We start from the raw sequence: 21,865 nt of genomic DNA, 5'->3' as shown, positions 1-21,865 counted from the left end.
TCGTTTCATGTTTATTGAATTTATAAAAAAAGTACCTATGCATGAAACTTTCATGGATGTTTGTACATTCACGTAAGTTTCTCACATAGGCACTCATTTTTAATATAGATCTGAGAATTCATATTTTATTATCTCATCTCGATCAATGTCAGTCGTATCTTCTTGGTTACTATTTGTAATATCTATTGTCTTAACAGGAAGTTCAATAGTAAATGTACTCCCTTTATCGAGAATGCTTTCTACGGTTAAACTCCCTCCATGAAGTTCAGCCATAGACTTAGCTAAAGGTAAACCAAGCCCAGTGCCTTCAGATATACGATTTAAACTCCTGTTTAATTGTATGAACTTTCCGAATATAGCCTCCATACTCTCCTGAGCTATACCTATACCTTCGTCCGTTACAGAAATTCTTACTGTTTGATGATCTGTTACCTCTAGCTTTATAAATATAACTTTACCCGTAATAGAGAATTTTATTGCATTCGAAATAAGATTGAGTAAAATTCTATCAAATTTATACACATCCAATGCCATTAATAGTTCCTCCACAGCTGGATCAAATATAACTTGAATACCTTTGCACTTGGTGTATTCTGAAACTGAATGTACAATACTATCTATTATCTCCACAATATTGTAATTGCATAAGTATAATTCATTTAGTCCCGATTCTATTTTTGTAATATCTAATATATTATTGATGAGTTTGATTAGTCGATAACAATTCCCTATTATTGTTTTATTAATATTAAAAATATCGTCTCTACAATCTTCCAGAGATTCATTTTCCAAATATAAATTCAATAATTGAGCTCCACTAAATATTACACTTAATGGTGTCTTTAGTTCGTGAGATGTGTTGATGAATAATTCTTCTTGGGTTGTAAGAAGTTTTTCCATTCTTTTGTTAGCTAATACTTCATCAGATATATCTAACCCCAAAGCAATAATCTTTTCTACTTCATTATCTTGATTGAACATAGGTTGGAAAATGGTTTTTGTATAGTGAGTAGTCCCATCTACACGAAAACTAAGTTTATGTGTATACGAGGATTTGTTTTCAATAGATTTATAGATGTCTTTAATCAATTCATCTACATCTACAGTCTTATAAAAATCAAAAAAACTTTTCCCGATTACATCTAATTCTGTATGTACATCTGGTAATTCTTTTTTAAAGATTTCAAATGCATAGTCATTAATATAGGTTATTTTGAAGTCTTTGTGAGAGAATGACGCATAGTAAAGTGAAATATCTTCTACATTTTCCTGCAAAGCTTTATATTCTTCAGTGTTATAAATATTTTCTAAACTTTTATAGATTAGAATACCACTGTCTATATTTCCTTGCTCATCATAAATAGGCGTTCCATCATATCCAACATAAGTAGTGAGAAACTCACTTGTTACGGAGTGTATATCCGGAATTTGCTCTGGAATAGGTTGGGATAAGTTTTGCCTGCCGACTTGATTTATATGCGTATGTCGTCCGTCTTTATCTATGTCATTTATACTATTTGACATATTGTCCACGGTATCTATGGTATTTTCAACATTCGGTGTATTGCTAACTATTAGTTCCATTTCGCATCTTTGTTTAGTCGTAAATTTTCTTTCACGGGTCATGTCTGGCACATGGTAAATAGAAAGTATTACATACTTGTTGTTTTGATCTCCACATATCATTTTTACATTTATATCCCAATAAGTCGCTACTCCATTAGAACCTTTGGATTCTACCTCAAATTCATGGAGAGAAGTGCCTTGTTTTAATAAATCTAAAATATTATTCGAAAATGAAGGATGTTTACCTAGTGGTTTTTCCGAAATCATGTGCATTAAGGACAATGTATGAATATAGTTCTCGTCATGTTGTAGTAGAATACCATCGGGATAGCTAAATATCGCTACAGATCCATTTTTATACGTATCAGTACAAACAAAGTTATCCAATGTAAATTTTAATGCTGAATCTTTCATCTCTTTAAAGTAATAGACTTTAACGTCTGCATTATTTACGATTTCAATACTTATTTCAACTTCCATTGGCAAATTATTACTAGTGAAAATATATACATAATCTGTCGCTTTAATCTCCTGAATAGATATTTGGTGTTCAGATCGTAATAATGCGTCTATATCAATAAGGGATTTTCCTAATACATCACACTCTTTATATCCAGTCAATTCCAGGAACCCATTGCTCACGTAATGAATTATATTGTCTTTAGTATATAGATGTGGGTTTTTAGCTACTCTCTCTACGTCATTTTTCATAATCTCTCACCTCCATATTTTATACTTTACTGCTCTTTGGTAGTGGTTCGAAGTATTCAAATCAAGTTTACTTATTATACCATTAAACGAGTTGAAAAGGTACCAGATCCCTCCAATTATGGGATGCTGGTACCTTCTATTTTTACAAATTTGCTGTTGTCGGGCTCATGTACTTTATTAAAAAATACACATTATGAAAGCAATGCTCTTTTATACTTCCTTCGTAGAAGCTTCTTTCTTACAAAATGTAGCCAACACGGGCTTCGCTTCCAATTCCGTCACATCTTCATCCGCTGCATGTGCATTCATTCGAATCGTCAGCAAGAACGCCAAGGCGAGTAGGACACTGCACATAATTAATGCGAGCGGTATTTGCTCGAAGCGGTCGATAATCCAACCACCGATGCCGGGCCCAAGCAATTGTCCTGCCGCAAAGAAAAACGTTACATAGCCTAGTGCAACCGGTGCGTATGTCGGATGGACTTGTTCTGTAGATAACGCTTGGCAAAGCGACAGCATCCCGACAATTGTCGCACCCCATAGGAATTGACTAACGATCAATCCACTATACACCGGGATAATCACAGGAATGATGAGTGACACTGCACCAATTCCGAGTGTAGCTAGCAACGCAGATTTTCGTCCGATGCGGTCAGAAACACCGCCCCATAACGGACCACTGAAGATCGCCATGATTCCGCTAATTGCCATAATCTGACCTGCTTGGAATTTCGTCAATCCCACTTCGAGAATATAGCTGAACAAGAAGCTTTGTGGCACCAAATAAGCAAAGCCAACGAGTCCGTAAATGAAGGCGACACGAAGTACGCGTTTATCTAAGTATACTTTCGTCCAAAATGAGCGTTTCTGCGTTTCTTTTGGTAGTAACGGGATGGGCGGATCACGTAAAATGATTATCGCAATTATTATCGAAACTATCGACACAGCCCCATAGAAAAACCATAGATAGCGCCACCCCATATCGCCAAACCATGTAGTGAAAAACGGAATTAACGCACTCGAAATGAGCGTTCCTAGCCCCAATCCACTAACGAGAAATCCGATCAGCATACCGCGCTTTCTTGGGAACCAACCGACGAGTATCGTGATGAGCGGCGTATAGGTAAAAGCAGTTCCTATTCCGAGCAGTAGCATATAGAAAAGAGTCCAACCATAACTAGCGACGAATGAAAGCATAAATAGTCCAAATGAAACGAGCCCCGTTCCAAAAATCACGAGTTTTTTCGCCCCGTATTTAGTCACGAGCAATCCAACAAAGATTACCATCAGTAAATAGCCGATTGATACCGTCGTTGCGAGCAGTCCTGCTTGTTTATAGGACATGGCAAGGCTTTCCTTCATGAAAGGCATAAGGATTCCATAAGACATTCGTCCAAAGCCGAGAGAACTTACGGTGACGGCGACGCTTGCGAATGCGTATTTCCAAATATTTTGTTCGTGTTCTTTAGCTAGCATACGATTCCCACCCTTTTTCATTCAATGTAAGTTTCCGATAATGGTAGTCACTCAGAGTTGTGTCAGGGTGTTGGATCGTAGTAGGTTTGCAACGTTTCTGAGGTTATTCCTTTATGTCTACTGTGTGAATTCTATCATTCACACTATAGCATTTATGATAGAATATTCCAACTTCTTAGTAATGAAGTGCATTATAGTTTACATAATAATATTATTAGTAATTCTATTGAAACGTGAGTGGAATGGCACCGTTGATCGACGTTCCAGGTGGACGCTTTCCCGAGGGCGTGGCTTGAGCCGCTTCCTCCGCTTCGCTACGTCCAGGGTCTCAAGGCGCACGCTGATCCTCCGGGAGTCGCCACCTTCCACTTACGATCAACTACTAAGTTGTTCTATCGATAAATACGCGTTAAGAAAATGGCCATAACCAAACGATGGCCATCCGCCAGCACGATAGCGAGTGCTGTAACATAACCCATTTTTACTAATCCATTCTAAAAAACGCTGACGCCACAAGCCGTATCGTCACGACTTCTAGCAACAGCGCTCTTATTACTTCTTATAAAAAAACGGTTTCCCGATGGTTTCGACTACACTAGGTGCCAATGCGTAGAGTCTGCTTGTTAGACCTGTAATTTTTGGCAAGTTTACTTCACGTCTTGGTCGCTCGATCGTTTCCATGACAGCGCGCACGACTGTGTCTACTGATAGTAACTGGCTGCCCATTGCTTGTTTGTAGCCGCCGGTGACGTCTGCCAGCTCGATAAATGGGGTGTCGATTGGTCCTGGGTGGATGACGGATACGTCGACGTTATGAGGTGCGACTTCCATACGCACGGCGTTTGTATAGCCGATCAGTGCGTGTTTTGTTGCGGCATAGACCGATGTTTTCGGTGTCGCTACTTTTCCTGCTTGTGAACCGATGTAGACTAGATGACCGTACTTTCGCTCGATCATTGCAGGGACTACACGTGCGGTTAGTTGCATTGGCACGAGTACATTTGTTTCGAGCATTGCGGTCGTGTCTTCATCAGTCGTTTCATGTGCTAGATGGAACTTCCCTACGCCAGCAGAAAATACGATGAGGTCCGGTGTGCCAATGCAAGAAACAAGCCAATCGAGTTGCTTCGCATCCCGCAAGTCAGCACAGTATCCTTCTACGCCAAGTGTGCGTAACTCTTCCAACGCTTTAGCATTGCGTCCCGTTGCGATGACACGATACTCGTTCAATACCGCCAAGCGCTTCGCTAATTCTAACCCAATTCCACTCGTCGCTCCCGTGATCAGCACGGTTTTAGATGCGGACATAGTGATGAACTCCTGCTGAGTCGACCGTTTCGGAGATTAGCTCTGCCGCCACTAAATAATCCAGCTGCCCGATCGTTTCAGACAACGTCAATCCCAACTCTTTCTCATAGACTGCTGGGAACAATAGCTTCGTTACGTCAAAGACCGTTTTCGATTCATCCAACATCGCGAGAACTTTCATCGCGCGGTCGCGCTGCTTCGCCAAACGTTCTGTTATGAGCGCATGCGGATTCGTAATCTCGCCACCATGACCTCCATAAACGAGTGACAGCGGCAAATCCAATAACCGTTCCAGTGATGCATTATATTGAAGCAAAGACTTCGGACGTCCTTGTTCTTTCTTGAATGGTGGCTCAATCAATGGATTGGAGGACACTTTCTCAAGCAATAAATCACCACCGATTAACACGCCTTCCTTTTCATTGAACAATGATAAATGACTTTGTGCGTGGCCAAGAGACTCTTGGACTTTCCAGCCTGGATGTCCCGGCAGATCGTCCCCTTCATTCATTAGGCGATCAACGGGACGCCCTCCCATCATGTCGACAGATCGACGGAAACGTTTCACCCATTTCAAAAAGTGCTCCGGTACGCCTTCTTCTATTAATGATTGTTCATAGAAACGGTCATGTCGATCCAAAAACTCGGGATCGCGTGTTAGCCAATAGTTTAAATATGGATGACCAAGAATTTCCGCACGGTCGAACAACTCGACCCATCCGCAGTGATCGGGGTGGTGATGCGTGACGAATACTTGCTCAATATCATTGAATGTATAGCCCATTTCTTTTAATTTCATCTGCAACACTTCACGCGCTTCTGGTGTTTTCGTTGCTGCATCTACTAAAGTCAATGTGTCGCCCTTTAGTAAAAAGCAGTTCACGTCACCTACCGCAAATGGCGTAGGTGTAATAATTTTTGTGATCATATACTGTTCCCCCTATGAAATGAATGACTGTTCAGTCTATTGTACTCCTTATTTACATGTGCGTCACGTCTTGATTGTTCATTTCCCAAAAGATATTTTACGCAAAGTGAAACCATTTTGTCTATTCTTCGTATGGTATACTACAAGAAATCGCATGAATTACAACATGATGTCGAGTGGGAGGGAAAACAATGGGGTTTTTCAATATGTTCAAAAACCAATTTATCGAAGTAATCGAGTGGCAAGCACAAGATGCCCATACAGTAGTCTATCAGTTTCCCGTGCACAATAATGAAATCAAAATGGGCGCTGAGCTGACGGTCCGCGAATCTCAAGTCGCAGTTTTCGTCAATGAAGGCGAAATCGCAGACGTTTTTGGTCCAGGACGTCATATTTTGTACACGCAGAATATGCCCATTCTAACGAAGTTAAAGTCATGGAAGTACGGCTTTGATTCACCCTTTAAAGCGGAAGTATATTTCATTAATACGAAGCAGTTCGTCAATCAAAAATGGGGGACATCGAACCCTATCATGATGCGCGATCCAGACTTCGGTATGATCCGTCTTCGTGGGTACGGTATTTATTCGTATCGTGTATCGGAGCCTACCGTATTCTTGCGGGAGCTATTTGGAACGAACAGTTCATACGACACGAATTCCATTGAAGGTCACTTAAAGAAAATGATCATTTCAGGATTATCCGATTTATTCGCAGAGTCTCAAATACCCGCACTGGATTTGTCGATGCATTACGACGAATTAAGTGAACAAAGCAAAGAGAAAATGAGGACTCGTTTCGCTGCTTTCGGATTTGAAATTACGTCACTTTATATCGAGAACTTGTCTTTACCAAAAGAAGTCGAAGAAGCGATGGACAAGCGTACATCTATGGGTGTGCTCGGCAATATGCAGCAGTACCAGCAATATCAGGCAGCTGAAGCAATGCGTGATGCCGCACAAAATGAAGGCGGCATGGCGGGTGCAGGCGTCGGCATGGGAGCGGGTATGGGAATGGGCCAAGTGATGGCGAATGCGATGAATCAAAACCAAGCACCGCAGCCTCCAGCACAAGCCGCAACGAAATCCTGTCCACATTGTCAGGCTACGATTAACGCAGATGCCAAGTTCTGTGGTCAGTGCGGAAAATCCGTTGAAACCGATAAAGTACCTTGTATCAAGTGTGAGACCTTGATTCCAAAAGATGCGAAGTTCTGTAGCAGTTGCGGTACATCTCAAGTTACAGAGAAAATTTGTCCTGCCTGTTCACACGCCAATCTGCCAGGCGCAAAATTTTGCGCAGAATGCGGTGAGCCGTTAGACGAAAAGTGAGGGATGGACGTTGACTTCATTTGACGAATCACACACAGTCGTAGAAGATACTGCAAACATTAAATGTCCTTCTTGTGGCGGTAACACGGAATATAATCCAGAAACACGCGGTTTAAAATGTCCTTTTTGTAGCCATGAAATGCCGATTGACGCTACATTCGATCATCAAGTGGAACTCGATTTTGATGAAGCAGGAACTAATCTTCAGCATGTATGGAATGAAGAAAAACGGGTTTTCTCCTGTGATAATTGCGGGGCCGAATCGGTACTGGACGCACATATTGTCGCGGATTTCTGTTCATTTTGCGGATCTTCTCACATATCCGTCACGAATGACGACGCCGGGATCCAACCTGGGTTATTGATTCCATTCCAAGTCTCCGAGGAACAAGCACAAGCGAAGTTTAAAGACTGGATTAAAGGACACTTCTTCGCACCGAATACATTGAAGAAAACGTATCGAATGAATAAAATATCTGGTGCCTACTTGCCGTACTGGACGTATGACAGTCAGACAGAGTCACAATACGTCGTAAATGTCGGGAATTACTACTACGTCACTGAAACACGGACGGTCTATGAGGACGGGAAGGCTAGACAAGTGACCGAGCAAGTGCAGAAAATCCGCTGGCATCAGGAAAGCGGTACTTATCGTGAATTCTTTGACGATGTTCTCATCAAAGCGTCACACACAGTCGAACCGAAACTGCTACAGAAAGTGCAGCCTTTCCAATTAACGAGTTTAACCGATTATAAAATAGAATACATGTCTGGTTTCCTTGCTGAGCGCTATTCCGTTTCATTGCAACAAGGATTTTCGCAAGCTAAGGACATCATGACAAGAGGTATCGTCAACGGAATCGAAGGCAGTGTAGCCGGCGATATCGTACAAGTAGTTAACGTCTCGACAGATTATACCGACATTACATATAAACATATTTTATTGCCGATTTGGATTTCTTCGTTTCATTTCAAGGAAAAAGTTTATCAATTCATAGTTAATGGACAAACGGGAAAAGTGTCTGGAAATTATCCATTGAGTGTGATGAAGATTGTTTCGTTGGTCATCTCGATTGTCGTCGTTTTATTCATTGTGTATTTGTTCATCGACAGCTAACGACAATTTGACATTTCATTGAGTACATGACATAATCATGAAAATAGTATGGAACGGGCATTGAGAAAGATCAGTAGACGGGTGACGGATAGAAGAGAGCATGGCCGAGGCTGCAAGTCATGTATCCCACTCCCCTTCGAACCTACTTTCGAGCTGTCGTGGAAACACGACCGTACCTTCTGCGATAAAGAAGACTTGAAGTTGTGCTGTCTCAAACAGCAAATTTAGGTGGCACCGCGGAAACCGAGCGTTTTCGTCCTGAAACACAGGACGGGAGCGCTTTTTTATTTTGGGGAGGATGTAAGACATGGAAAAGATTTTATTTGTAGGCGCTGGACAAATGGCAGAAGCAATTATTGCGGGGATTGTCAATAAACGAGTCATATATGAAGACAATGTCTATGTGATGAATCGTTCAGATACAGAGCGTTTAGATGAATTGGCGTCGCGTTATGGCATTACGAAAGTATGCGAAGACCGAAATTTCATTAAAAAAGTCGACTTGGTTGTGCTCGCAACAAAGCCGAAAGATGTAGGGAAAGTGATGGAGGATATTGCTCCGTATCTTGGAGAAGATACGACGGTTCTCTCCGTCATTGCAGGCATATCCATCGCTACATTTGAACAAGGTTTAGGCAAACGTCCGATTGCACGCTCGATGCCGAATACGTCCGCAACCATTGGAAAATCAGCAAGCGGTATTGCGTTTAATGATGCGGTTTCAAAAAGAATGCAACAGTCGATTTTGAGTTTGCTGAATGCAATCGGTATCGTTAAAGTCGTCGAAGAAGATGATCTACATGCCGTAACCGCCCTTTCAGGAAGCGGTCCTGCGTATATCTACTATTTGGTAGAAGCGATGGAAGAAGCAGCGGTAGCGCAAGGTCTAGATGCGACGGATGCGCGTGAATTGATCGTCCAAACGATCTACGGTGCGGCGTCTATGCTAAAGAGAACTGGCGAAGAACCGAGTGTATTGCGGGAAAATGTTACGAGCCCAGGCGGAACAACAGCAGCAGGTTTGCAGTCATTAGAAGACCACAACTTCAAAACGATTATCTCGGACTGCCTAATCAGTGCGGAAAGCCGTTCACGTCAATTAGGTTCATCAAAATAAAAAACGAAGCATCCTAATGGTCCCCTTCGAAAGTGAGCCCATCTGGATGCTTAGTTTTTTTGTAGCTTGATCAATTCTCCGTGTTTCCACTGGTAACGCGCGAAATCATCTGCAATTGAAATGGCTTCGAATACGTCGGTACCTTCTGCTACGAAAGCTTGCATTTCACTTGGCATGAAGCGTGCGCTAATATGGTTGGCAATAAGGTTTTTCGCATTGGCTTCCTTGGCAACGGTTGCTGCTTCAACGATTGTCGAATGCCCAAATTCCTTTGCACCTGCCGCGTATTCATCCGTGAACGTCGCTTCATGAATTACAATATCCGCGTCTTGTGCCAGTTCGACGGAAGCAGGACAATAGGATGTATCCCCGATAACCGCAATCACAAATCCTTTTTTCTTATCTGTCGTCACGTCCCGACTGTATACGGTCTGCCCATTCTCAAGTACCACGTCAAAACCGTCTTTCAAACGCTGCAACATAGGCCCTTTCGGAACGCCTTGTTCGATTGCTTTGTCGATTAATAATGTCCCTGGCAACTCTTTCTGTTCAATGCGGAAGCCGAAACTTTGAATGACATGTTGGACCTCTTGTGCATAGACTGTAAATTCATCCGTTTCAAGAATCAAACCGTCATGGATTTCATGCACGTTCAACTGGTAAGGCAAGTACGTTCCCGTCACTTTATACGTGTGCTGCAACCATTCTCTCAAGCCGGCAGGCCCGTACACATCAACGGGATCTTCTCCCCCTAAAAATGCACGTGAGCTAAGAAAGCCGGGTAATCCGAAAATATGATCGCCATGCAAATGCGTAATAAAAATTTTCGTAATCTTCTTCGGTTTGATGGCGCTGTGTAGCAATTGATGTTGTGTTGCTTCACCGCAATCGAATAACCAGTTTTCCTTATTCTCGTCTGTTAAATCTAGAACGAGCGCTGACGTATTGCGCTGTTTGGACGGCATTCCTGCACCTGTACCAAGAAACTCTATATCCACATTCATCGCCTCCTTGCTATTTATTCGTACATCCTTTTTTAATAATACCATCTCCGAAACGCTGTGTCAGACTGGACATTAACTGATCCATTTCATACTCTTTTTCTTGTTGTTCAAAATTATCAAATGTTAATTGTTTGACCATTTCGGATCGTTCCATAACGTTAGCCGCTGTGATACCTAGCAAGCGGATTGGCTCATGGTTCCAGTGTTGCTGGAATAGCTGAAGTGCTACTTCCGTAAGATCTCCCTCAAGATAAATCGCTTGTTGAAGTGTTCTGCTTCTCGTCGTGTTTTGCCAATCAGCATAGCGAATTTGGATACTGATTGTCATACCTGCTAGCTGTTTTGTTTCCAGACGGGCCGCTACCTTTTTCGCAAGTCGTTCAAATATGGGAACACAATCTTCAAATTCCGTTAGATCAACAGGCAAGGTGGTCGAACTGCCAATACTTTTACGTTCGTCTGCACTTTCAGGATCAACTGGACGGGTATCGATCCCGTTTGCTCGTTGTTTTAAGCGCAAACCATTTTTGCCAAGCAATGCTTCCAACGTAATTTTTTCAGCAGTCGCCAAATCACCCACCGTTTTAATTTCTGCGCTATGTAATTTCTCTTCCGTCCGCTTGCCGATACCGTGCATTTCAATAACAGGTAACGGCCATAACATTTTCGGTACTTCGCGTTTACGTAAAATGGTAATGCCCATCGGCTTTTTCATATCAGACGCTGTTTTCGCAAGAAATTTATTCGGTGCAATTCCTATTGAACATGGTAGATCAAGTTCGGCTAAAATACGCATCTGGATTTCCTTGGCTAGATCGTACGCACGAGTCAATCCGCCAATATCCGTCGTATCGATATACGCTTCATCGATGGAAACAGGTTCGACCCACTCTGTATAACTTCGTAATATATTAAATACCGAATCGGACATTTGTCGGTATAGTTCATGCCGTGGTGGAATGATTGTTAAATTGGGGCAAAGTCGTTTAGCTTCTCCTACCGTCATGGTCGTGTAGACACCGAATGCCCTTGCCTCATATGAACAGGTCACGAGAATTCCTCTGCGTTCTTTCGGGTTGCCAGCGACCGCTAGGGGTATTCCTTTTAATGAAGGATTCGCAGCCTGTTCAACAGAGGCAAAGAAGCTGTTCATATCAAGATGCATAATGACCCGTCGATTAGCGGTTGTCAGATCCGTCATGTAAACACCTTTCTTTCCTGGGAAATATTTATGTAATAGGAAAAAGCGGCAAACCGACTTCAGTCTGCCACTCTTTCCATTTTATCAAATGTATGTTCTTTTTGCCTACTAATTTGATTGGTGCTGTTCTTTCATATAGCTGGAGATTTCATCCATGCCATGGAGTGAATCCGCCATACTATTTGGATCAATGACCGTTACTATCCGGTCATCTAGATTCGCTACCGTTACGAAGTAAGGCGTCTTGGAATATGCTTTTAATGCAGTAGACGTTAACCGATCTTCTGGCAATTCGAGAATCTCTCTTGCGTCTAGCACTAATAAACCGACTTCCAACTGATTTGTTTTCACAACCACTACATGCGTTTCAATATCCCGTGGTGTCGCCTGATGGTAAAGGATCTGACTTAAATCCAGAATAGGCACCAGTTCGCCACGAGATTTCATCAGTCCGAGTAAATACGAAGGAAGATGAGGTATCGGTGTGACGTACTCCAGTTTCTCAATGGATATCACCGATTCTACTGGAAGCGCATATTCTTCATTGCCCGTTCGTACAATCACAGTTTGCATAGTTGCACCTTCTTTCAAGGCTGTTGTATTAGACGGTTACGCCTTGTGGATTGCTTGACCGACAATCTCAAGTACTAATTCCGTCAGCTTTTCCAGTTCTTTCACCGGCATACGTTCATTCTTCGTATGAATCTCTTCATAACCAACAGATAATGTCACAGTAGGAACTCCCATACCATTGAAGACGTTGCCGTCACTTCCACCGCCACTCGTCATGATCTTCGGTTCACGTCCTACGTTGCGGATTGACTTCATCGCCACTTGCACGACTTCTTCGTCATCCCCAATTGAGAAACCAGGATACATGAGTTGTGTAGTAGTCTCAGCTTTGCCACCTAACGATTCAGAAGTCGTTGCGAATTTCTCGACCATTAAGTCCATTTGTTTCTTCATTTTATCCGGATTGATCGAACGAACTTCCGATAAAATGAAAGCTTCTTCACACACGATATTCGTAGCTTTTCCACCTTCAAAGCGACCGATGTTCGCAGTCGTCTCTTCATCGATACGACCAAGCTTCATGCCCGCAATCGACTTAGCAGCGAGTGAAATCGCAGAAATTCCTTTTTCAGGAGCTACGCCAGCGTGCGCTGTCTTTCCATAAATTGTTGTCCATAATTTTGACTGGTACGGTGCAGCTGTAACAATGCCGCCTACCTCACCGTCGCTATCGATCGCAAAGCCGTATTTTGCGTGCAAGTAGTCCCGATTCATCGCTTTCGCGCCTACTAAACCGCTTTCTTCACCTGCTGTAATGATGAATTGAATCGGACCATGTGGCTTGTCTGACTCATGGATCACTTTCGCCATTTCCAGTAGAGCAGCAATGCCCGCTTTGTCGTCGGCACCTAAAATCGTCGTACCGTCGCTGTAGATATAGCCGTCTTCTTTGACGATTGGCTGAATGGATTGCCCTGGCACGACTGTATCCATATGACATGTGAAGAAGATCGGATCCGCGTCAGCTACTGTAGCCGGCAAGTTGGCGATTAAATTGCCCGCACCGTGTCCTGTCGTTTCCGCTGTGTCGTCTTCCATTACGTCAAAGCCCAATTCCTGTAGCTTTTTCGTTAGAATATCTGCAATATTGCGTTCGTTCTTCGTTTCCGAATCAATTTTTACTAACTCCAAAAATTCTTGGAGTAATCGTTGTTTATTCAAGATGTAAGACTCCTTTAGTTATAGAGGTATGTTGCCGTGCTTTTTCTTCGGACGATCTTCATGCTTATTACGCATCATTTCAAGTCCTTGAAGCAATTTAATACGTGTTTCGCGCGGATCGATTACATCATCGATCATGCCGTGTGAAGCTGCTACATATGGATTCGCAAACTTCTCGCGATATTCTTCGATTTTCGCAGTGCGAGTTGCTTCTGGATTTTCACTGTTTGCAATATCGCGTGCGAAAATGATGTTCGCTGCTCCTTCAGCACCCATTACAGCTACTTCTGCGTTCGGCCAAGCGAGGACTAAATCGGCACCAATTGATTTAGAGTTCAATGCAACATATGCGCCACCGAAAGCTTTACGCAAAATCAATGTAATCTTCGGTACAGTTGCTTCTGAATATGCATACAAAATCTTCGCGCCGTGACGAATAATTCCGCCATGCTCTTGCTTAATTCCAGGGAAGAAACCTGTCACGTCTTCAAACGTGATCAACGGAATATTGAATGAGTCACAAGTACGGATGAAGCGTGCAATTTTATCAGAAGAATTAATATCTAGTCCGCCTGCCATTACTTTCGGCTGGTTACAGACAAATCCTACTGTTTCACCTTTCATGCGTGCATAGCCAACTACTGCGTTCTTTGCGAATTCAGGCTGGATTTCGAAAAATGACCCTTCATCCACTACTTGCTCCAACACTTTACGCACGTCATACGGACGAATCGTTTCGTAAGGTACCGTATCTGCCAAATCTTCACGGTAATCATCTTGCTCATCGAACGGTTGAATCGGCGTCTTTTCTGTGTTGTTCTGTGGTAGGTAGGTTAATAGATCACGCGTTTTTTGCAATACTTCTTCTTCACTTTCCCCACGAAGATGTGCGTTACCGCTGATCGTGTTATGAACTTTTGCTCCGCCCAGATCTTCAGAAGTAATTTTCTCGCCTGTAACCGTTTCAATCACTTTTGGTCCCGTGATGAACATCTGACTCGTTTTATCCGTCATAATGACGAAATCTGTGATCGCAGGTGAATACACCGCACCACCTGCACATGGCCCTAGGATAACCGAGATCTGTGGAATTACTCCAGAATAGATCGCGTTACGGTAGAAAATTTCACCATATCCATCAAGAGACAATACACCTTCCTGGATACGCGCGCCGCCTGAATCGTTCAGACCAATGAATGGTGCACCATTTTTGGCTGCCATATCCATAACATTGGCAATTTTCATTGCGTGCATCTCACCTAACGCCCCACCAAACACCGTAAAGTCTTGGGAGAATAAATAGATCGGACGACCGTGGATTTTACCGTAACCTGTAACGACGCCGTCACCAGGTCCTTCCAACTTGTCCATACCGAAATCACGTGTACGATGAGCAACGAAAGGATTCAACTCTACGAATGTACCTTCATCTAGTAGAATTTCAATACGTTCACGTGCAGTCAGTTTACCTTTTTCGTGTTGCTTCATGATTCGCTCATCGCCGCCACCCAACTCGATTTCGCGTTTCTTGTCGTAAAGTTCATTAATTTTATCGTAAATGTTCATCTATTATTCCCCCTTAGTCTTTTCACATAATTCATAGAGCACGCCATATGATGATTTGGGATGCAAGAACGCTACCTCTGCCCCACCAGCACCTGGTTTTGGTTCATCTGAAAGTAGTTGAACGCCCTTTTCTTCCAATTCCTTCATTCTAGAACGAATATCCGTTACTCCAAAAGCGATATGGTGAACCCCTTCACCGCGTTTTTCGATAAACTTCGCAATAGGACTTGCCTCTGTCATCGGTTCAAGCAACTCGATCTTGACATTATGCGCATCAATGAACGCCACTTTTACCCCTTGGCTAGCCACTTCTTCAATTGCGATGACGGTCAAACCGAGTGTATCTATGTAATAATTAACTGATTCATCTATACTTTTTACAGCAATTCCTATATGATCTACCTTGTTCATAACACATTCCCCTTTTACTACGATTCTACTACCTGAACATATAACAGCCATTCTAGTTGTGAAAATCCTTATTTCTGTTAAAATAGAAACAAACCAATTCCAACGCGTAAGGAGCTTTGCTGCATGAGTAATAAAAAAATTCAAAAAACAATTGTTTACTTAATGATTGTCGCCATGATCGTATCTACCATGTTCATGGGTCTCAGCATGTTCTTCTAATTCTTAATGACAGTTCGCATATATTCATATGCGAACTGTTTTTTATTACCTTCTAGCTGCATGCGCCAGTCTCTCGGATCGCTTCGGCCCTGATTCAAAAGGCAAGTTCGCCCTTTTGCTTCAGGTCCTCCAGCGTCTGTCGAGACTAGACGACGCATTCCGCTTTAGTTTCGTCCAGCTGCATGCGCCAGTCTCTCGGATCGCTTCGGCCCTGATTCAAAAGGCAAGTTCGCCCTTTTGCTTCAGGTCCTCCAGCGTCTGTCGAGACTAGACGGCGCATTCCGCTTTAGTTAATTACAGTTCTTCACAATGCTCTTCAAATTGTTCTTGAAGATTCACAACCACTGACATCGGGTCATGTCCTTCGATTTCAAAACGTCCTACTTCACCAACCAGTTTGCCGTCTTTTAGCAAAGCGAATGATGGAGAAGATGGGATGTGGTCTTCACCGAAGTGCATACGTGCTTGTGCAGTTGCTTCTTTGTCTTGTCCAGCAAATACTGTTACCAAGTGATCTGGACGCTTGTCGTAATGTACTGCGTGTGCAGCCGCTGGGCGAGCGATTCCGCCAGCACATCCACAAACGGAGTTAATCATGACTAATGTTGTACCAGGTTGCTTGAATGCTTCCTCTACATCCTCAGGTGTTTGCAATTGCTTGTAACCGCTCGCTTCCATTTCGGATCTCGCTTGGTTCGTCATATCGTTCATGTAAAAATCAAAGTTCATAGTCATTTTACAGTATCTCCTCTCTTGTACTCTATAATTGTGATAGCCTCTTCAGTTCCGCTCTGACACTTTCCTGATAATAAATTGACTATCCTCCTCAATCATAGCATATCCTTACAGGAATTAAGAAGAAAACAATCGGTCAATTGCTCCAGATACGGTTACATGCCCGTCCAGCAATTCGTCTTCGAGTGCCTTCACTTGCATTTTCCGTCCTTGTTCCGAGAAAAACGAATCAATCAAGTGATCCCGGATCATCGCATGGAACCAATCGCGTGTTTGATGCTGACGTCTTGTGTCCCAATGATTCTTTTCTTTCATTTCTTTTTCGAATTCCAAAACCGTTTCCCATACCGCTTCTAAGCCGGTCTTTTCTATAGAAGAAACAGGTTGTACTCGCGACGTCCATTCAGGAGAAGCAGGTTGCAACATGTGCATGATTCGAGTATATTCACGCACTGTTTTTTTAACGAGTGGCTTATTGGCACCGTCATTCTTATGCACCACAATACCGTCCGTCAGCTCCATGATCCCCTTTTTCATACCTTGCAGTTCATCACCAGCACCTGTCAACACAAGCAATAAGAAATAATCGACCATTCCGCGTACAATCGTTTCACCTTGGCCGACTCCTACGGTTTCAATCAAAATGACGTCATACCCCGCCGCTTCACAAAGCAACATCGTTTCGCGAGATTTCTTATGCACGCCCCCCAGTGTTCCCGCTGACGGAGAAGGACGGATAAAAGCGTTCTTATGCCGTGCCAGCTCCTCCATACGCGTCTTATCACCTAAAATACTTCCACCAGTCAATGTCGAACTTGGATCAATCGCAAGCACCGCCACTTTATGACCCATATCGGCAAGCATTAGACCGAACGCCTCGATAAACGTACTTTTCCCAGCACCCGGTACACCTGTAATCCCAATCCGAATACAATTTCCTGTTTTCGGCAGAAGATTAGTCAACACTTCCTGACCGACCTTCTTATCGCTAGGCTTCGTACTTTCAAGCAACGTAATACCTCGAGCTAAATACAAACGAGAGCCATTTTCTATTTCCTGTTGCAAAACATCTAAATTTTTATGAGATGGATCTTTCTTAACAAAGCGTTTACGTGAAGAGGCAACAAATCCATCATGTGTGGATTCTATTCCGCGCATCACATGCATTGCTGATTCATCTCGTCCGTTTTGTTTTTCTGTCAATCCGTCACTTCCTCATAGCCGAGCTGTCGGTAAATCTCCTCAATGACTTTTTGAGCTGCCACTGGGATGACTGTACCCGGACCAAAGATTGCCGCTGCCCCATTCTTGCGCAAGAAATCATAATCCTGGGCCGGAATAACGCCACCTACTATGACTAAAATATCTTCACGATTGATTTTCTTTAGTTCTTCACGCAATGTAGGCACCAATGTTTTATGACCTGCCGCCAATGAACTCACACCGATCACGTGCACATCATTTTCCGCTGCTTGCAAAGCTGTCTCTTCAGGTGTCTGGAATAAAGGACCAATGTCCACGTCAAACCCTAAATCTGCGAATGACGACGCGATTACTTTCGCTCCACGATCATGTCCGTCCTGACCCATTTTCGCAACCAAAATACGCGGACGACGCCCTTCATTTTCCAAGAACTCATCTGTCATATCTTTTACTTCCTGAATTTCTTCTTCATTTGAGAAATTCGCGCTATATACACCACTCACTGAACGGATCACCGCCTTATGTCTGCCGGATACAGATTCAATCGCATCTGAAATTTCACCGATGGTCGCACGCGCTCGTGCTGCGTCCACTGCCAATGCAAGTAAGTTCCCTTCCCCGCTCTTCGCTGCTTCCGTAATAGCGGTAAGAGTCGCTTGAACTACTTTCTCATCCCGCTTGTCTTTCATATCGTTAATTCGGTCAATTTGCTTCTGGCGTACCATCGTGTTGTCGATATCTAGAATATCAATCGCATCTTCCGTATCCAAACGATATTTATTAACACCGACAATCGTTTCCACTTTCGAATCAATTTTCGCTTGGCGCTTAGCTGCCGCTTCTTCAATTTTCATTTTCGGCAAGCCGGTTTCAATCGCTTCTGCCATGCCACCAAGTGATTCAATTTCACCAATTAATTCCCATGCTTTCTCCATTAACTCTTCTGTTAATTTCTCTACATAGTACGAACCGCCCCAAGGATCAATTACTTTCGTCATCATCGTCTCTTCTTGCAAGAACAACTGCGTGTTACGTGCAATACGAGCCGAGAAATCTGTCGGTAACGCAATCGCTTCATCCAAGGCGTTCGTGTGCAGTGACTGCGTGTGACCCATGGAAGATGCGTTTGCTTCGACCAATGTACGTGTGACGTTGTTGAACGGATCTTGCTCCGTCAAACTCCAGCCTGACGTTTGAGAGTGCGTACGCAATGCGAGTGTCTTCGGGTTCTTCGGATCAAATGACTGCATCATCTGCGCCCAGATTTTCCGCGCTGCTCTCATTTTCGCTACTTCCATATAGTAGTTCATGCCGATCGCCCAGAAGAATGACAAGCGAGGTGCGAATGAATCGATATCGATTCCCGCTTTCAAACCAGTACGAACATACTCCAAGCCATCAGCAAGTGTATACGCAAGCTCGATATCCGCTGTCGCTCCTGCTTCTTGCATATGGTAGCCCGAGATCGAAATCGAGTTGAATTTCGGCATATTTTCAGATGTATACGAGAAAATATCCGCAATGATCCGCATCGACATAGCTGGTGGGAAGATGTACGTGTTACGTACCATATACTCTTTCAAAATATCATTTTGAATCGTACCAGATAGTTTTTCAGGACTTACGCCAGACTCTTCAGCCGCTACGATATAAAATGCCATGATCGGCAATACTGCACCGTTCATCGTCATCGATACCGACATTTGATCGAGTGGAATACCTGCGAATAAAATTTTCATATCTTCAATGGAATCGATCGCAACTCCTGCTTTCCCTACGTCACCCGTTACACGAGGATGATCGGAGTCATACCCACGGTGCGTCGCAAGGTCAAATGCAACAGAAAGTCCTTTTTGCCCCATTGCCAAGTTGCGTCGGTAAAATGCGTTACTTTCTTCCGCTGTAGAAAATCCAGCATACTGACGAACCGTCCAAGGACGTGCTACGTACATCGTCGGATACGGTCCACGCGTGTTCGGTGCGATGCCTGGGAAGTCTTTCAAATGCTCTGTGTTTTCAATGTCTTTTGCTGTATAGACAGGCGCTACATTGATTCCTTCATTCGTTAAAAAGTTCTCTTTTGACAATGCTTGCTGTGAGAGTTCATTGAGTGATTGCTCTACATTCACTTTACGGAAATCAGGTTTACTCAACGGAACGACCTCCTTTAGTTTGCGTAATAATAGCATTCAGTTTTTCGATTTTATCTTGACCTGCGAAAATGAATCCATTCAGACCGCTTGCGAGCCACTGATCCGCTGTTTCTGACGGATATTTCCCCGCTGTATCGATCGGACAATTCCCTTTATAAGAAGCGAGGAAGTTCGTTACAGCTTCTTCTGTATCAGCAGGCGATGCACAAATTACTGCATACTCCGGCTGTTGTTCATCGATCCAACTGAGCGCTTGATCATTTGACTCGAATGAAGGGCTCCACGTCGCTTCAATACCACCAACTGCCAAGAACCCACTGACAAAATCTGCACGTGATTTATAATCTTTCAACGCACCAAAGTTGAGCAATACAGTTTTCGGCAACTCATCTTTCGGCTTAGAACGAATATGTTCAAACGGCTCAGACAATCGTTTCGATACCGTCACGGTTGATTCATTTGCATAATTTACGTCCGTCAATTCCGCATACACATTCGTGCCGATCAACGTTTTCTTACCCGTCGCCATTTCTTCCTGGCGCTGTGCGTAAAGCTTGCTTAATTCACCAGATTGCAAGAAGGCTTGATAACCGCCATTCTCTTCAATCTCCAAGAACTTCGCCCATGATTTATGGATTAATTCAGTAGTCAACGATTCAATGAAGTATGAACCACCTGCAGGATCAAGTACTTGATCGATATGCGTTTCTTCCTTCAGAATCAATTGAATATTTCGAGCGTAGCGATTCGAACTTGGCGACGTACCTGTCAATACATCATGCGGTAATACCGTCAGCCAATCCGCTCCACCTAAAATGGCAGAGAATGCCGCGTTGCCGCCACGTAATAAGTTTACATACGGATCGAGTTTCGAATATGAACGCAATGAGGTAATCCCTAGCAAAGGCACTTGCTTTGCATTCTCTACGCCATATGCTTCATTGAATAGCTTCCACAACACGCGGAACGCACGGAACTTTGCAATTTCCATAAAGAAATGTGTGTCAGCAGCAAATCGTGCATAGAAGTTGTTTGTAAATTCTTCAAATGAAGCGGTTTCTTCCGCAAGTTCAGCTGCAAGTGAAAGTGCTAGCGCGAGTTCAGTTACCGCGTCCGCCCCTTCATGATGCGCTGTCCATAAATCGGCACCTTTTGTGCGGACTCCTGGGAACCCTTCAGGTATGACTGAAGCCGCACTGATGCAAATTCCTGTCACGTCTTTACGCTTTGCCTCTTCTATATAAGTAAAGGCTCTCAATATCGGATCATCGCTTTGCACTTCGGTGAACAAAATTGGATAGCGTGTAATCAGTTCAGCTACTTCCTTGATGTCCTGTTCTGCCCAAACTAAAGGCTTCAGTCCGTTGTAAGCGATTGCTTCATTGCCCCGTGCTAACGATTCTTTCATCTGCTCGACAAACTGTTCCCCGTTTGTTGCACTGACAGGTTGTGCGATCGTCCAGCCGAACGCAGGTTTCGTTACGCGTGAAACTTCCAATTGGTCCAAGTCTTCTTTAGTATAAAGCGGATTGAGTTCAATACCCTCAATCGTTTTTGTGTACAACGAATCAAATGACTTCCCTTTAAGTGATACGACAGCCGCTTCTTTCCATTCAGTAAAGTTGGGGGCTGTGAATGTAAATGTTTTCATATTATGTATAGGCATAATGGTGCTCCTTCCCCTTTTTTAAACCATTAATAATTCTAGTGTACCGCAGAGTACGTTATGAAGAAAGGGGAAAATCAGAAGTTTCCGTCTAGTATGGTTATAATCATACGAATTCATGACTTTTTATGCTTAGACTATTGAATTCATTTCATGTATGAGGTAGCACGAGACAACATCGAACTTTTGTAGGTAAAACAGTGGAAAATTAGTGAATGCCAATTCGTTTGCGCTCATTCATTCGTGTAAACGCTCATACTTTTACTGAAACCGCTCTTAACTTCCCGTAAACGCTCATACTTGACCGCTAACCGCTCTATATGCGCCTCTACGTGCTCATAAAACTCGTCTAACCGCTCATTACGCCTTAATTAACTTCAATAAGTACTGACACTCAGACCACATCCACCCACAAGCCT

The 21,865-nt window shown here is 43.3% G+C and carries 18 protein-coding genes; 4 read left to right on the top strand and 14 right to left on the bottom strand.

Annotated elements, in window-relative coordinates; genetic code table 11:
* Window positions 1-99: 99 nt before the first annotated feature.
* From CSV61_RS00890 to CSV61_RS00875, 4 genes are all read right to left on the bottom strand, one after another.
* On the bottom strand, window positions 100-2,277 hold the full coding sequence (locus tag CSV61_RS00890; protein WP_099637730.1) for a PAS domain-containing sensor histidine kinase: 2,178 nt from the start codon (window positions 2,275-2,277) through the stop codon (window positions 100-102).
* A 210-nt stretch (window positions 2,278-2,487) separates the two neighbouring features.
* Window positions 2,488-3,753, bottom strand: coding sequence for a YbfB/YjiJ family MFS transporter (locus CSV61_RS00885; RefSeq protein ID WP_158233744.1), 1,266 nt, complete (start codon window positions 3,751-3,753; stop codon window positions 2,488-2,490).
* A 552-nt stretch (window positions 3,754-4,305) separates the two neighbouring features.
* Window positions 4,306-5,061 carry an SDR family NAD(P)-dependent oxidoreductase gene (locus CSV61_RS00880; protein WP_099637728.1) on the bottom strand — a complete coding sequence of 252 codons (756 nt, stop codon included), beginning with the start codon at window positions 5,059-5,061 and terminating at the stop codon, window positions 4,306-4,308.
* Window positions 5,048-5,989, bottom strand: a complete 942-nt coding sequence (locus tag CSV61_RS00875; protein WP_083030830.1) for an MBL fold metallo-hydrolase — start codon at window positions 5,987-5,989, stop codon at window positions 5,048-5,050. The genes CSV61_RS00880 and CSV61_RS00875 overlap by 14 nt, the downstream gene beginning before the upstream one ends.
* 191 nt (window positions 5,990-6,180) lie before the next feature.
* Between CSV61_RS00875 and CSV61_RS00870 the strand changes: the two genes are divergently transcribed.
* The 3 genes from CSV61_RS00870 to proC all read left to right on the top strand — a co-directional run bounded on the left by CSV61_RS00870 (window position 6,181) and on the right by proC (window position 9,554).
* Window positions 6,181-7,320 (top strand): SPFH domain-containing protein, encoded by a 1,140-nt coding sequence (locus tag CSV61_RS00870; RefSeq protein ID WP_099637727.1) that lies wholly within the window; start codon window positions 6,181-6,183, stop codon window positions 7,318-7,320.
* A 10-nt stretch (window positions 7,321-7,330) separates the two neighbouring features.
* Window positions 7,331-8,437, top strand: coding sequence for a TFIIB-type zinc ribbon-containing protein (locus CSV61_RS00865; RefSeq protein WP_099637726.1), 1,107 nt, complete (start codon window positions 7,331-7,333; stop codon window positions 8,435-8,437).
* Between the two features lie 307 nt (window positions 8,438-8,744).
* Window positions 8,745-9,554, top strand: coding sequence for a pyrroline-5-carboxylate reductase (gene proC / locus CSV61_RS00860; RefSeq protein ID WP_099637725.1), 810 nt, complete (start codon window positions 8,745-8,747; stop codon window positions 9,552-9,554).
* 50 nt (window positions 9,555-9,604) lie between these two features.
* Here the strand turns inward: proC and rnz are convergent, their stop codons facing one another.
* From rnz to mce, 6 genes are all read right to left on the bottom strand, one after another.
* Complete coding sequence (gene rnz, locus CSV61_RS00855; protein ID WP_099637724.1) at window positions 9,605-10,552, bottom strand: ribonuclease Z; 948 nt, start codon at window positions 10,550-10,552, stop codon at window positions 9,605-9,607.
* A 16-nt stretch (window positions 10,553-10,568) separates the two neighbouring features.
* Window positions 10,569-11,759, bottom strand: a complete 1,191-nt coding sequence (locus tag CSV61_RS00850) for a DNA polymerase IV (protein WP_099637723.1) — start codon at window positions 11,757-11,759, stop codon at window positions 10,569-10,571.
* A 108-nt stretch (window positions 11,760-11,867) separates the two neighbouring features.
* Window positions 11,868-12,332, bottom strand: a complete 465-nt coding sequence (locus CSV61_RS00845) for a chemotaxis protein CheW (protein WP_099637722.1) — start codon at window positions 12,330-12,332, stop codon at window positions 11,868-11,870.
* 36 nt (window positions 12,333-12,368) lie between these two features.
* Window positions 12,369-13,493 (bottom strand): M20/M25/M40 family metallo-hydrolase, encoded by a 1,125-nt coding sequence (locus tag CSV61_RS00840; RefSeq protein ID WP_099637721.1) that lies wholly within the window; start codon window positions 13,491-13,493, stop codon window positions 12,369-12,371.
* Between the two features lie 18 nt (window positions 13,494-13,511).
* Complete coding sequence (locus tag CSV61_RS00835) at window positions 13,512-15,059, bottom strand: acyl-CoA carboxylase subunit beta (protein WP_099637720.1); 1,548 nt, start codon at window positions 15,057-15,059, stop codon at window positions 13,512-13,514.
* A gap of 3 nt (window positions 15,060-15,062) precedes the next feature.
* Entirely contained in the window at window positions 15,063-15,470 is a 408-nt protein-coding gene (mce, locus tag CSV61_RS00830; protein ID WP_083030795.1) for a methylmalonyl-CoA epimerase, read from the bottom strand.
* A 123-nt stretch (window positions 15,471-15,593) separates the two neighbouring features.
* Between mce and prli42 the strand changes: the two genes are divergently transcribed.
* Window positions 15,594-15,689, top strand: coding sequence for a stressosome-associated protein Prli42 (gene prli42 / locus CSV61_RS16655; RefSeq protein ID WP_158233743.1), 96 nt, complete (start codon window positions 15,594-15,596; stop codon window positions 15,687-15,689).
* Window positions 15,690-15,983: 294 nt separating this feature from the next.
* Here prli42 and CSV61_RS00825 read toward each other — a convergent pair whose 3' ends face one another.
* The 4 genes from CSV61_RS00825 to CSV61_RS00810 all read right to left on the bottom strand — a co-directional run bounded on the left by CSV61_RS00825 (window position 15,984) and on the right by CSV61_RS00810 (window position 21,446).
* On the bottom strand, window positions 15,984-16,424 hold the full coding sequence (locus CSV61_RS00825; protein WP_083030793.1) for a BrxA/BrxB family bacilliredoxin: 441 nt from the start codon (window positions 16,422-16,424) through the stop codon (window positions 15,984-15,986).
* Between the two features lie 117 nt (window positions 16,425-16,541).
* Window positions 16,542-17,591: a methylmalonyl Co-A mutase-associated GTPase MeaB gene (gene meaB, locus CSV61_RS00820; protein ID WP_099637923.1), complete on the bottom strand. Its 1,050-nt coding sequence runs from the start codon at window positions 17,589-17,591 to the stop codon at window positions 16,542-16,544.
* A 32-nt stretch (window positions 17,592-17,623) separates the two neighbouring features.
* A complete protein-coding gene (gene scpA / locus CSV61_RS00815; protein WP_099637719.1) occupies window positions 17,624-19,780 on the bottom strand; it encodes a methylmalonyl-CoA mutase in 2,157 nt (718 codons plus the stop codon).
* Window positions 19,773-21,446 carry a methylmalonyl-CoA mutase family protein gene (locus CSV61_RS00810; RefSeq protein WP_099637718.1) on the bottom strand — a complete coding sequence of 558 codons (1,674 nt, stop codon included), beginning with the start codon at window positions 21,444-21,446 and terminating at the stop codon, window positions 19,773-19,775. The genes scpA and CSV61_RS00810 overlap by 8 nt, the downstream gene beginning before the upstream one ends.
* Between the last annotated feature and the right edge of the window lie 419 nt (window positions 21,447-21,865).

The sequence above is a fragment of the Sporosarcina sp. P3 genome, from assembly GCF_002743415.1.
In the GTDB taxonomy this organism is placed as follows: Bacteria; Bacillota; Bacilli; order Bacillales_A; family Planococcaceae; genus Sporosarcina; species Sporosarcina ureae_A.
The sequence above is the reverse complement of the archived record's forward strand: the minus strand, read 5'-3'. Positions and strand labels throughout refer to the sequence as shown.